12 protein-coding genes and 1 pseudogene are annotated in these 12,835 nt (G+C 60.4%); 4 read left to right on the forward strand and 9 right to left on the reverse strand.

The window, feature by feature from the left end; all coding sequences use genetic code 11:
* The first annotated feature begins 370 nt into the window (after positions 1–370).
* Positions 371–1,015 (forward strand): maleylacetoacetate isomerase, encoded by a 645-nt coding sequence (gene maiA / locus VLK31_RS32505; protein WP_409172620.1) that lies wholly within the window; start codon positions 371–373, stop codon positions 1,013–1,015.
* Positions 1,016–1,170: 155 nt separating this feature from the next.
* On the opposite strand, the gene VLK31_RS32510 is transcribed toward maiA, so the two are convergent.
* Both VLK31_RS32510 and VLK31_RS32515 read right to left on the reverse strand, forming a co-directional pair.
* Positions 1,171–2,535: a heavy metal sensor histidine kinase gene (locus VLK31_RS32510; RefSeq protein WP_409172665.1), complete on the reverse strand. Its 1,365-nt coding sequence runs from the start codon at positions 2,533–2,535 to the stop codon at positions 1,171–1,173.
* A gap of 5 nt (positions 2,536–2,540) precedes the next feature.
* Positions 2,541–3,212 (reverse strand): heavy metal response regulator transcription factor, encoded by a 672-nt coding sequence (locus VLK31_RS32515; RefSeq protein ID WP_409172666.1) that lies wholly within the window; start codon positions 3,210–3,212, stop codon positions 2,541–2,543.
* Positions 3,213–3,349: 137 nt separating this feature from the next.
* Here VLK31_RS32515 and VLK31_RS32520 point away from each other — a divergent pair, with 137 nt between their 5' ends.
* Positions 3,350–3,853, forward strand: coding sequence for a GlcG/HbpS family heme-binding protein (locus VLK31_RS32520; RefSeq protein WP_409172621.1), 504 nt, complete (start codon positions 3,350–3,352; stop codon positions 3,851–3,853).
* A gap of 13 nt (positions 3,854–3,866) precedes the next feature.
* A complete protein-coding gene (gene uraH / locus VLK31_RS32525; protein WP_409172622.1) occupies positions 3,867–4,277 on the forward strand; it encodes a hydroxyisourate hydrolase in 411 nt (136 codons plus the stop codon).
* 23 nt (positions 4,278–4,300) lie between these two features.
* On the opposite strand, the gene VLK31_RS32530 is transcribed toward uraH, so the two are convergent.
* The gene (locus VLK31_RS32530; RefSeq protein ID WP_409172623.1) at positions 4,301–4,564 is read right to left on the reverse strand and encodes a helix-turn-helix domain-containing protein; all 264 of its coding nucleotides are present in this window, start codon (positions 4,562–4,564) and stop codon (positions 4,301–4,303) included.
* Here VLK31_RS32530 and VLK31_RS32535 point away from each other — a divergent pair.
* A pseudogene (locus tag VLK31_RS32535) lies at positions 4,491–5,138 on the forward strand (YqaJ viral recombinase family protein); the annotation flags it as partial. The gene VLK31_RS32530 and the pseudogene VLK31_RS32535 overlap by 74 nt on opposite strands.
* 472 nt (positions 5,139–5,610) lie before the next feature.
* Here the strand turns inward: VLK31_RS32535 and VLK31_RS32540 are convergent.
* From VLK31_RS32540 to VLK31_RS32565, 6 genes are all read right to left on the reverse strand, one after another.
* Positions 5,611–7,524 carry an FAD-binding monooxygenase gene (locus tag VLK31_RS32540; RefSeq protein ID WP_409172624.1) on the reverse strand — a complete coding sequence of 638 codons (1,914 nt, stop codon included), beginning with the start codon at positions 7,522–7,524 and terminating at the stop codon, positions 5,611–5,613.
* Between the two features lie 69 nt (positions 7,525–7,593).
* Entirely contained in the window at positions 7,594–8,688 is a 1,095-nt protein-coding gene (locus tag VLK31_RS32545) for an ornithine cyclodeaminase (RefSeq protein ID WP_409172625.1), read from the reverse strand.
* A 140-nt stretch (positions 8,689–8,828) separates the two neighbouring features.
* Positions 8,829–10,061: an MFS transporter gene (locus VLK31_RS32550; protein ID WP_409172626.1), complete on the reverse strand. Its 1,233-nt coding sequence runs from the start codon at positions 10,059–10,061 to the stop codon at positions 8,829–8,831.
* Positions 10,018–10,491 carry an Lrp/AsnC family transcriptional regulator gene (locus tag VLK31_RS32555; RefSeq protein ID WP_409172627.1) on the reverse strand — a complete coding sequence of 158 codons (474 nt, stop codon included), beginning with the start codon at positions 10,489–10,491 and terminating at the stop codon, positions 10,018–10,020. The genes VLK31_RS32550 and VLK31_RS32555 overlap by 44 nt, the downstream gene beginning before the upstream one ends.
* 36 nt (positions 10,492–10,527) lie before the next feature.
* Positions 10,528–11,127 carry a MarC family protein gene (locus tag VLK31_RS32560; protein ID WP_409172628.1) on the reverse strand — a complete coding sequence of 200 codons (600 nt, stop codon included), beginning with the start codon at positions 11,125–11,127 and terminating at the stop codon, positions 10,528–10,530.
* Positions 11,128–11,375: 248 nt separating this feature from the next.
* Positions 11,376–12,782, reverse strand: a complete 1,407-nt coding sequence (locus tag VLK31_RS32565; RefSeq protein WP_409172629.1) for an amidase family protein — start codon at positions 12,780–12,782, stop codon at positions 11,376–11,378.
* Positions 12,783–12,835 lie beyond the last annotated feature (53 nt).

Genomic DNA, 12,835 nt, shown 5'->3' on the forward strand with positions numbered 1-12,835 from the left:
CGCCGGCATCCTGGTGGCACTCTGCACCATCGTCGCCGCGCTCGTTCAGGCGTAACCTGTCTTTCCCTAGGCGTCCTGGCGTCCGACAGCCGACAGCACGCAATTCAATGGATGCTTGCCGGAGGAGCTCAAGCTTGCCGATGGCTGCGCCGATTCACGCTGTTCCAATGCTTACCTCATGGTCCATCTCGGCGTGCTGGTGCATCCCTATGGCGACATCGCGAAGCCGATGAACTCGCGTCGTTCCGCAAGAGCGTACTGAGCGTGCGCGATGAGATCCAGGGGGACCGCGGCGCGACGACCTCAACCAGGAACTCGCCGCCTCGTAAGCCAACGGTTGGCACTGCGGCGACAGACATAGACTCCCACCATGATCATCCTGCACAGCTTCTGGCTCTCCCTCGCCACCTATCGGGTGCGAATCGCATTGAATCTGAAACGCGTTGCGTTTGAGGAGCGAACTCACGATCTGACAAAAGGCCACCAAAACGCGGCGGCGTTTCGTGCGGTCAATCCGGCGGGTGCCGTGCCCGCGCTCGAAGGAGGCACACCGGAACCTTTGACCCAAAGCCTTGCCATTATTGAATGGCTCGATGAAACCCATCCCACACCGGCACTGCTGCCCACCGATGCGGCTGGTCGCGCCAAAGTTCGTGCCCTGTTCCTGCTGACAGCGGCAGACACGCACCCGCTGGTCGTACCGCGTGTGCGCGCCCAGCTGACGCAACGTTTTGGCGCCGACGATGCTGCGGGTGCTGACTGGGCAGCGCACTGGTTCCGGGAAGGCCTCGCCGCGTACGAGGTGTTGCTGCCGGAAGGCGCGACCCGCTGCTATGCAGAAACGCTGAGCATTGCCGACCTGGCACTTGCCAGTCACCTGATTGGCGCAGCGCGTTTCGGCGTGACCTTGGACGGTTTTCCGAGAGTGGCGCAGGTGGGGGCGTCGCTGATGGCAGTCCCAGAAGTCGCGGCAGCGCATCCAAATCTACAAATCGACGCGCCGTCTGTCCGCTGAGACCTTGCCAACGCCGCGCGCCTGCACCAAGCCGCTAGCCCCATCGCAAAGTGCAAGGCAAGTTCGGACGCTGACTAGAGGCCTGACCGTCGCGGTGGTTTCCTGAGTTACCTAACTAAGCCCCGCTTGACAATCCCGCGAAGTCGGCATGCCGTTCAATCGGTTGCGTGCGCTGGAAAGATCAGCGTGAAGACGGTTACTTGGATGTCGCTTTTCGCGCGCACCTGGCCGCCGTGCAGCGCCATGATCGATCTCACGATGGCAAGGCCCAGTCCGCTGGATTCCGCCGACGCAGTGCGCGCCGAATCGACTCGGTAAAAGCGGTCGAACAGATAAGGCATGTGCGCTGCCCCGATTTCGGGGCCCGTGTTCGCCACCTGGATCTCCACGCCTGCAGCGGTGACGTGGCTCGAGATGTGGATCGGGGAATCCGGTGCGCCGTACTTCATCGCATTCACGAGCAAGTTGGCGAGCGCCCTGCGCAACAGGGCCGAATCGGCCAGTACGGTGCCTGCCACCCTCGTGATGAAGCAATTCCTGCGTTCGGCGGCGAGCCCTTCGAAATACTCACAGAGTTGTCCGACCGCGTCTTCCAAAGGGACCGCTTCGAGGTGCACTGCGGCGCTGGGTTGACCGGCGCGGGAAAGAAATAGGATGTTGTCGACCATCCTCGACAGGCGCTCGTATTCTTCCTGATTGGACGTCAGCAGCTCCTGATAGCTGTCGACGGAGCGTGGCGTGGCCAAGGCCAGTTGCGTCTCGCCCATGAGGTTGGTTAACGGCGTTCGCATCTCGTGTGCCAGATCTTCCGAAAACCGCGAGATCCGGCCGAACCCGTCTTCGAGACGGGCCAGCATGGTGTTCAGCGATTCACACAACTGCTGTAGCTCGGCCACCTGATCGAAGCCATGAAGGCGTGCGGACAGATGCTGCGCGTCGACGATAGCAGCCTCTTTCGCAAGCGCTCTCACGGGCCGAAGGCCGCGCAGGCTGACCCCCCAGCCGGACAGAAAGGAAAGTGCGCCGCCCATCGTCATCGCCATCCAGAGGCGGTTGCGATAGACATGGAGCACCTGTTCGCGTCCTGCAAGGAGCTGGCCCGCCACCAAAGTGATCGAACCTCCGTCATGCGCAATGCGCTGCAAGGCGATGCGCGCGCGGCTCGGCTGTGCGACATTGCGCAGATGAACGCCGGCTTCGGCCGGCAGTTGCGGAATCGGCTGGTGCGTCGGGTTGATGGCGATCAGTGCATGCCCCTCTGTGTCCAGCACCCACAGCAGGCTGTCCCGGTTGCCCAGCATGTTCTCGTACAACTGCCGGCGCTTGCGCAGTTCATCGATGCTTTCGCTGTCGCCGATGAGCGCGCGCATCCGCTCCAGCCGTCCCTCGAGTGCCAAATCGTCTCGCCGCGCGATCTCGTGCTCCAGTGACGTGAGCAGATAAAAGCCGATTGCTCCTAGCAGTGCAACGCTCGTCAGCCCGAACATCGAAGCCAAGCGAAGACTCAGGCTGCGTGGCATCAGGTTCAATCGGGAACCTCCGCGCTGTAACCCATGCCGCGCACGGTCTTGATCAGCTTCACTGGGTACGGCTCGTCAATTTTCGCGCGCAAGCGCCGGACAGCGACATCCACCACGTTGGTGTCGCTGTCGAAGTTCATCTGCCAGACCTGAGAGGCGATCTGGGCACGCGACAGCACTTCGCCTTCGCGGCTCACGAGTAACTGGAGGAGCGCGAATTCCTTGTTGGTCAGGTCGATCCGCTGGCCCTGACGCGTGACCTTGCGGCGCAGGACGTCGATCTCCAGGTCGGCCAGCTTGAAGCTTTCGCCTTCTCGAGGCGGGCCGCGTCGCAGCAGCGTCCTCACGCGCGCTAGAAGCTCCGCATAGGAGAAGGGCTTGACCAGGTAGTCGTCGGCACCGAGTTCCAGGCCTTTGACGCGGTCTTCCACCGCATCGCGGGCGGTGAGGAAAAGCACGGGCACGGCGCTCTTGCGCCGGATGCTGCCCAGGAGCTGCCATCCATCGATCCCCGGAAGCATGACGTCGAGAATGACGAGGTCGAATTCGAACTCGCTCGCCATGAACTGACCTTCGATGCCAGTGTTCGCGACTTCGACCCGGTAGCCAGACTCGCCCAGCCCATTTCGGAGGTACTCCGCCGTCTTGATTTCGTCTTCTACAACCAATATCCGCATCGTCGTCTCCTGCGCTGAGCGTAGACGGTTTGGCAGCGCAAGAGGATGACATTTTTGTAATGCGTCGGCCATTGGTTTGACGGCGTCGGTTGAGCACTATCAAGGCTCGATTCACAGTCTCTTGAAGGAATTCAACAATGGCACTACGAGCCAACCTTTCTGTCGCGCTGGCCTTTGCGCTGTGCGCAGCAGGCGCCACTGCCACACCGTCGTCACGGCCGCTGTTGCAACAAAATGTCTCGCTGGCACTCGCCAACGAACTGGCTGAAGCGGCATTGGCCGCGTGTCACGCGGACGGTCGGTCCGCGGTGGTTGCCATCGTTGACCGCGGCGGCAATCTGGTCGCGGTCCAGCGAGACGACAGCGTCGGGCCGCACAACACCGATGCAGCGCGCCAGAAGGCCTTCACGGCGCTGTCGACGAAGAGTGCCACTCGAGAGCTGGCCACTAACGCACGCGCCACTCCCGATGCCCAGAACCTGAACACGGTGCCCTCACTCCTGCTCATCGGCGGCGGTGTGCCGCTGAAAGTGGGCAAAGACGTGATCGGTGCGATTGGCGTAGGTGGTTCCGGCGGCGCAGCCAACGACGAAGGTTGCGCGCTCAAGGCCATCGCCAAAGTACTTCCCAATTCCAACTGAAAGACCTCAACCCATGAAAACGCTTCCTAAATTCCTGTCTGCTGCATTGCTCGCTGGCGCCGCCACGATGAGCCTGGCCGCAACCAATCCACTTAGCGTCCACGTGCTGAATCTTCAGGATGGCCTGCCGTCGCCTGGCGTCGTGGTGGTGCTCGAAAAGCAATCCGGCAAAGGATGGACAGAACTCAACAAGGACGTGACGAACGAACAGGGACGCATCCCTGCGTTGTTGCCGGCCGGCGCCGCGCTGGAAAAGGGCAACTACCGCGTCACCTTCCAGACCGGCGACTGGTTCGCCAAGCAAGGCATGAAGACATTCTTCCCCGAGGTGCCGGTGATCTTCGCGGTGGATGGCGCAGTTGCGCACTATCACATCCCGCTGCTGGTGAGCCCTTACGGTTTTTCGACTTACCGCGGGAACTGAGTGCGCCGTGCTGCTTCGACTGATCAGGGAGCTGTAGAGCCCGGCGTACGCGTCGGGCGCCGCAAGCTCCCTCGTGACACGCCGGTCCAGGTTTTGAATGCGCGATGAACCGCTGCGCTGTCTGAAAATCCCAGTTCGGATGCCAATACGGCCAGCGGTATGCGGGTGCTGTTGAGCCGGGCGATGGCAATTTCGCGCCGCAAGCCGTCTCTGATGGCACGAAAGGACGTATTTTCGGATGCCAGACGCCGCTGCAGCGTTGACGTCGACATCCGCAAGGGCGGCATCGGCAATTCGGATGCGGCAACGGCCGTCGGCCTCAACCCCTACAAGTCTCCTCTCGCGCTCTGGATGGAGAAGACCGGCCGCGACGCTGGGCTTCACAAGGTCGACCCCAACGACGAGACCAGCCCGATGTACTTGGGCACCTTGCTCGAGCCCATCGTCGCAGCCCACGACACGCGGCATACCGGCCTGCGCGTGCGGCGCATCAACGCGGTGGTGCAGCACCCGAAGAAGTCGTGGATGCTGGCAAACGTGGACCGCGAGGTCGTCGGATCGCCCGACGTGCGACTGGAATGTAAGACCGCTGGATACCACGGTGCTCGCCTCTGGGGAGACGGCGTGCCCGAGCACGTTCAGCGTCAGGTCCTGCACCAGCTCGCCGTGACGGGTAAGCAGGCGACAGATGTGGCAGTGCTCATCTGTGGCTAGGAACTGCGCATCCATCGAATCGAGCGGGACGAATCCATGATCGCCCAGCTCATCGAGCACGAGCGCCGCTTCTGGCGCTGCGTTGAGACCGAGACCGCACCGCCGGCCGACGGGTCCGATTCCACCGACGTGGCATTGCGAGCGCTCTAGGAGCTGCTTACGCCGGTGGGTCGCGAACTTCTTCTTCAGACCGAGAGCCGCCAGTCAGCCATCTTTCGATGAAAGACAGCTGCAATCAATAGCAGACTAAGGTCGGTGCACGGAGGTGTCACAGCCAAGGTTCTTAACGTTGGACCCGGCAACCAGGATCCGCATGCTCTTGGTCGCTCTACGCCGCCGGAACGAACTTGAAAACGCTGTGTTTTCCTTCGTCTCTGCCCCTGATCTAAGGAAAGCTCGTTGGCCCTAAGGCGGAATTCAGTTCAACGCATTGGGGCACGACGCTCGCTTGCGAGTGGAAACATGTGTGCTGCCTTGGGGTGCGATCTGGGAGCCGACTGCAAGTTAAATGGATGCGAACTCGTAGCGCAGGAATTCGCATGGCGCTCCTGCCTCCTTCAGCAGCGTGTCGATCTGATCAGCACAAGCCGCCTACTTTTTTTTCGAAAAGGCCCAGAGTTCATTTTCGAACCCAGTAACCCATGGACTCGTCGACCGTCCGCGCGTCCAGCATGAAACGTCCGAAGAACGCGCCAAGATCCTGGTGGGCATCCAACGGAAGCACATTCGACACGTATTGATCTGGCCGCACCACGACAATGACCCCTTGATCGCGGTCGATGCCTCGCAGATCGAAAATGTCCGAACTTTGTTTCAGATCGGGGCAGTACGCCTTCTCGTAATCCATGAGGCCGAAGCTGCCCTTGCGTGGCAACAGGATCGCCGGCAAGTGATCTACCCCGATCTCGCGATGCGAAGCCTGAAAAATCGCGCGAACGTCGATGATGCTGTCGATGTCGGCGCTCGCGGGGGTGAAACGCCGGACCGGCGAATCGACCGCGTCATTCAGGAACGCCGCCAGCGCGCGCAACCGCTCCCCTTTCGCATCCGCGAACGCATAGATGCGCCATGCGCCGTCAGCGCGCGCAGCATGACCGAGCTGCATGGGTTTGGCATCTGCAAGCCGCACCACGGGTGCTGAATGAAATCGCATGCCAATCGTGAAACCTTTTGCCAGATGCTGATGCGTGTCCTCGGCCGTGAGGACCGTGGTCGGTGTGTAGTGGGTCGCGACGCCGGCCGTGTAGCGCCCCGATCGCACGAAGTACGCTTGCAACGCCTGCGGGTCAACGCCACCGAGTTCTGGATGCATTGGATCCTTGGGCGGCGACGCCATGATCTTTGACCACTCCTTGTCGAAATCGATCAGGCCCTGCGCGATGGCATGTCGCTCCACGGTGTAAGTGCGCAGCACTTGCGGTCGGGCGCGTCCCTCAAGGACCGAAGCGAGCTTCCACCCCAGGTTGAAGGTGTCTTGCATGGAGACATTCATGCCCTGGCCTGCCTTCGCGCTGTGCGTGTGGCACGCATCGCCGGCAATGAAAACGCGCGGCAGGCGTGATGCGACAAGTTCCGCCGGCACGTCGTCAAAGCGGTCGCTCACACGCTGACCGACCTGGTAAACCGCAAACCACACGACGCTCTTCACGTCCAGCGTGTAGGGATTCAGTACTCGCTGCGCGGTGGCGATGACCTGCTCTTGCGTGGTGTGACGGAACGACTCGCGGTTTGCCGGATCAATCTCGCCGAGATCGACATACAGCCGCACCATGTAGCCGCCTTCGCGCGGGATCAGGAGGATGTTGCCCTCGTCGGCCGACTGGATCGCGGCCTTGAGGCGGATGTCCGGAAAGTCGGTCGTGGCGAGCATGTCGACCACGCCCCACGCATGGTTGGCAAAGTCGCCCTGGGGCACTGCGCCGATCGCGTCGCGCACCTTGCTGCGCGCGCCGTCGCAACCCACCACGTACCTAGCGCGCACGACAGTCTCGGAGTGGCGCGCCACGTCGCGCAAGGTCACGACGACGGGGTAGTCGCCCTCTGCTTCGATCTTCAGGTCGACGAAGTCGAGCCCGTAGCTGGCCTCCAGGCGTGTGGGCGACTGGCGCATGTAATCGAGCAGGTACTGCTGCAGGCGCGCCTGGTTGACGATGAGATGCGGAAACTCCGAGAGACCGTCTTCAGTGTCCTGCACGCGGCCAGTGCGTTCGATGCGAATGCGGTCAGCCTTCGAAGGTCGCCAGAAGACAGTCTCGTTGACCCAGTACGCCTCGCGCATGAGCTTCTGCCCGAGGCCGAAGGCTTCAAACATCTCGACGGTGCGACATGCGATGCCGTCGGCCTGACCCACTTGCAGCGGCCCCTCTCGACGCTCGATCAGACGGGTGCTAATGCCTGGAAAATTCGAGAGCTGCGCGGCGAGCAGTACGCCTGCCGGTCCGCTTCCCACGATGAGCACGTCAACCGTCTCTGGCAACTTCTCCCCCCGTACGTCGGGGTCGCCGGGGGCGTAGCCATTCAAGTAAAACTGCATGATCTCAAGCCCAATTGATGGAAGACCGAGCGCTGCGACGCTTCAGCGCAGTGCGGAGATTCAAAGCGCTCAGGCGGTTTGTTCGACGAACATAGCTGGTACTTGCTCGGAAGCGGTTACAGGTGCAAATCCATCGCGGAGCACGCCGTACAAATTCTTCGGGTCGGCGGCATGAGGCACAAGTTCGATGATCTCCCCAAGGCCAAGTTGAGCAGCTGTCTCGCTCATGAACGCCAGTGCCGCAAAATCCTCAAGCGCGAAACCGACGGAGTCGAAAACAGTAACCTGAGAGGCGCTTGTACGCCCGACGCACTGGCCGTTTAAGACTTGCCAAAACTCGGTAACCGGGAAGTCTGCGGGCATTTGTTGGATCTCGCCCTCAATGCGAGATTGCGGTTCGAACTCGACGAAAACAGCGGACTTTTCCAGCACGCCTGCCTGCAATTCGGTCTTGCCCGGGCAGTCGCCACCGACAGCATTAATGTGCATGCCTGGCTCGATCATGTGTGCCATGAGAATCGTCGCGTTGGTCTTGTCCGCCGTTACCGTTGTCAAAATGTCAGCCCCACGAACCGCCTCTGCGATGTTCTGGCGGACACTGACGTCCAGTCCCTGTCCGACCAGATTGGCAGCCAGCTTTTCGCTGGCTGCGCGGTCGGTGTCGAAAAGTCGCAGTTCACGGACGCCTACCAGATCACGGAAAGCAAGCGCCTGAAACTCGCTTTGCGCACCATTCCCAATCAGCGCCATGATCCGGCTTTCTGGTCGGGCAAGCGTTCGAGCAGCCAACGCCGACATCGCTGCTGTTCGGATGGCAGTGGTGAGCGTCAGTTCCGACAACAACCGGGGCGCGCCGGTCTCAACATCCGACAATACGCCGAAGGCCATGACAGTCGGCAAACCATGCCGATGATTTGTCGGGTGCCCATTAACGTGCTTGAACGCGAATTGCGATTTGTCTGCGATTGGCATCAACTCGATGACCCCCACGTCGGAGTGGCAGGCAACGCGCGCACTCTTGTCGAACTCGTTCCAACGGAGGAACTCGCGCTCGATCCGAGCAGCAACTCCGGCAATGCACGCCGGCAAGCCCATGAGCTGCACCAATCGAATCATTTCAGGGGCACTCAGATAGACGGTGGTGGGGTAGCGATCTGTTTGCATAAACTTTCCTTTAGGTATGCAGAAAGTGTCGTTGGGATGCGTGCCAGCCGGAAGCCCGAAAGATGATGTGAAAAGCAAGGATTCCTGTCGAGATGACACAGTCGATTGTCACTTCGATAACACGCAAGAAATGAGCTAGTTCAATCTTCCAATGCCCTTCCGCGACTCTCGGGCAACGCAAGCATGGCGAGTACAGAGATTACGCTGGTAGCAACCATGTACCAGGCAGGCGCAGCAGGGTTGCCAGTTGTTGCAATAAGCCAAGTGACGAGCAGTTGAGTGCTTCCACCAAAAAGTGACACCCCTACCGCGTAAGCGATCGACATGCCAGTCGCACGAATTCCACGCGGTAGCAACTCTGGAATTGCGACGATCGATGCGCCGCCACTGATGACTGTCAAAGCTGCTAAGACGCCGGAGACCGTTAAAAGCATGACCGTCGTGGGATGCGCTACAAGCAGCATGAACGCAGGTACTGCGAGAACTGCGGTGAGAACACGAGGCCAAAGCATGGTCGACTTTCGGCCGAAGCGATCGCTGCACCAGCCTCCCAGCAATCCGCCAACCACAGTGGCGAAGCCGCCGATGACAGTGGCACCCAGCGCGATGCCGGAGGGCATCCTGAGCGTGGTGATGGCGTAAGTCGTCATGAAATTGAGAACGTAGGTTGACACCGTGCCGCCCAGCACCACAAGGACAGCGAGCGCGATAAGACGGCGATACTTTTTGAGACCCGCCTTGCCGATGTTCTCTGGTCGCGGCGGTGATTCATGAAGCGTCTCGGGCATGCGGCGACGCAAGTAAACGGCCAAGGGCACTAGCAAGAGGCCCACTAGGAAGGGCACGCGCCAACCCCATGACGTCATTTGCTCGACTGTGAGCAGACTGTTCATGGTCATTCCGACAAGCCCGGCCACGCACGCTGCCGCCCCCTGACTGGCAAGCTGCCAGCTTGCGTACAGACCGCGCTTGCCCTCTGGCGCCGCTTCGACAAGAAAGGCGCTGGCCGGTCCAATTTCCCCTCCGAGTGCAAGGCCCTGTACGAGACGGCAAAGCACAACGATGACCGGCGCGGCTACACCAATGCTTGCGTACGATGGCGTCAGCGCCAACCCAAGTGTGCCAATGGTGATCAGGGCGATTGTGAGCAGCATTGCTGGACGGCGGCCAGCGCGGTCTGCGAAAGCACCAATAAGCAAACCGCCCAGGGGTCTCGCAAAGAAGCCAACGCCAAACACGCCAACCGACAACAGGAGACTGTTGAGCGGTGTGGAGGCAGGAAAGAACGTGATGCCGATGAAGACAGCAAAGAACGCGTAGGTTACGAAGTCATAGAACTCCAACGCGTTGCCTGCCACGGTTGCGGCGACCACACCGGTCGGAATGCGCGGGCGAATTGCAGCTGAAGCCAGTCTCGGTATTTGCGATTCCCTTGATGAGACGGACGCGTTCAAGCACTTTTGAAAGCTCGCCCATCGACGCCGCGCGCAGCTCAGCCAGCAAATCCCATCGCCCGTTGGTGTCGTGCAGGGCTTCAATGGCAGGCTCTCCAAGCAAATTCGCGATGACAGCCCTTGTCTGGTTGCCCTCAACAAGCACACTCATCCAGGCTCGAATCTTGGCTGGCTCAGCGTCTGGCCGCAGCAGGACTGAATACCCGACGATGATTTGCTCGTCTTCCAGCTTCCTGAGCCGATTGCTGACGGTCCCACGTGAAACACCGACTTTTTCAGCGAGCGTGGCGACGCTCGTTCTTGCATCTTTGCGAAGCAACGAAATCAACGTTCTATCGGTATCGTCCATGCGCATGATTGCTGCTCCAAAAACAGGGCTTCGAACTTACGCATCGAAAAAGTAGCGTTTCAAACCGGCGAGTACCATTTCCACGGCAACGGCTGAAAGCACAAGGCCCATCAGTTTTTCTACCGCGGAAACGACAGAGTCGCCCAGCCGATGGCGGATGGGCTCGGCTGCAAGCAGCACCAAGCCTGATACGGCCATAGCAAGCGAAAGCGCGCCAATCCATTGGCCGGTCCGGTCCGGCTGTCGCGAAGCGAGAAGAAGCACTGTCGCCATCGCTGACGGTCCAGCCAGGAGCGGCACTGCCAGCGGGAAAATCATCGGCTCCTTAGATTCGGATGCCGTGGCGCCCTGCTCGCCGCCATTGCCGAAGATCATTCGAATCGCGATGATCAACAAAATGACGCCCCCCGCCACTTCAAGCGAGCGTTCCGACAGATGCATCAGCGCAAGAAAGTTCGCGCCACCGAGCATGAAGATCAGCAAGATGCCGAAGGCCACCGCGGTTTCACGCAGAGCGACGATGACGCGCCGCTGGGGCGCCACTCGACCCATGACCGAAATGAAGATCGGCAGCGCTCCGAATGGATCAAGTACCAGCAGCAACAGGACGAAGGCGGACAGGAAATTATGGTCCATGAGAGCGGACCAATCGAACGGCCCACCAGGCCGAAGTCACGACATTCGGTCGCCTACGACTACCTTTCAACGCATGTACGCCAACCATCTGCGTAGCACTGCACGCAACGCATTGAGGAAGTACCAAATCCGTATCAGTCCGTGCCTGACGCATCGCGTCCCTCCGACTCGCCCCAGAAGCAATCCGTACACGTACGAATGCTGGAGCGAAGCGAGGACAACGATTGAACAAAGTGTTCATACACACGTCACGCCAGATGCTTGAGTACCGAGTAGCCGGCAGCACGCTCGATCATTTCGCCGGCTGCAAGGCAAAGGTCTTCGCGGTAGCGGCTTGCACACAACTGAACACCAGTGGGCAGCCCACCGTCGATGCCGGTCGGAACTGACAGCCCCGGCAAGCCCAGCATTGCCGTCGCCGTGAGAGGACTTTGCTCAAGCAGCATCTGCTCGAACCGGTCGGCTGAACGACGGTCTTCGTCGATTGGGAATTGTTTTGACCACGAGACCGGCATCAAGAGGACTGGATGATCAACGAAGAAAAGTGACCAGGCGCGAGCAATCGTCAGGCGCCGCTGGTATGCGCCCAGTACACGATCCGCGCTGCCCGCGGGTGGCGTTGCCAGCTGCCATCCAAACACAGTGCGCACGGCTTCATCACCCAACGCTTCGATCGCCGGCTTGCCTCCTCGGCGCAAATCGTCGTTGAGCATCTCACGCCACAACTGAGCAGCCTCCTCAAAGTGCGGCGGTTCGACTTCTTCGACGATGCATCCGGCATCAATAAGCCATTGTGCGGAGCGTTCCAGAGAGGCGATCACGGACGGATCTGACGCAAAGGCAGGATGCTTTTTAAAGAGCGCCACCTTCAACGGCTGAACGCCTGGCGCGTATTCGAGTGGAGCTGGCACCCACAGCGGGTCACGAGGGTCGCCTTCGGCCATGACCGAGAGAGCCAATCGCGCATCCGCCACGCTTCGCGTGAGCGGACCCTGTACCGACATCAATTGATTGCTCAGAATGCGGTCGTCTTTCGAGGTCCCGTTGACAGCCGGGACACGTCCCGCCGTCGGACGCAGCCCAACCACACCGCAAGCCCACGCCGGATGCCGGATCGAGCCACCATAGTCATTCCCGTGCGCGATCGGTCCCATGCCGGAAGCAACGGCTGCTGCCGCGCCCCCGCTTGATCCCCCAGGAGTGACCTGGGGGTTCCAAGGATTCAACGTTCGCCCATGCAAATCGTTGTCCGTGAACCAACGAAGAGAAAACGATGGTGCATTGTTTCGTCCAACGATCAGGGCGCCAGCACGCCTGAGGTTCGCAACCACAGGCGCATCGGTTTCTGCTACCAGTTCTTTCAGGGCAGTAATGCCGCCGTCGGTCGCGCCACCGGCAACGTCAACATTGACTTTGATGGTAACGGGCACGCCGTGCAGCGGCCCAACAGCGACTCCTCGCGCCAGAACGCGGTCTGCTTCGGCGGCGGCGGCAAGCGCCTGCTCGTGTAGAACAACAGGTAATGCATTGATTCTGGGATTGACCTCGTCGATGCGAGCCAGCGCGCTCTCGACGGCTTCTACACAGGAGATTTCCTTGGTGCGGATCAGGCCTGCGAGTTCAGTGGCGTTGAGTTGCCAGGGAGAATTATTCATATAGAGGTCTTCAGGGAAGGATCGTAAATTTGGTCATACGGACGGGTTTGAAC

Source organism: Variovorax sp. H27-G14 (genome assembly GCF_046156345.1).
GTDB lineage: Bacteria > Pseudomonadota > Gammaproteobacteria > Burkholderiales > Burkholderiaceae_C > Variovorax.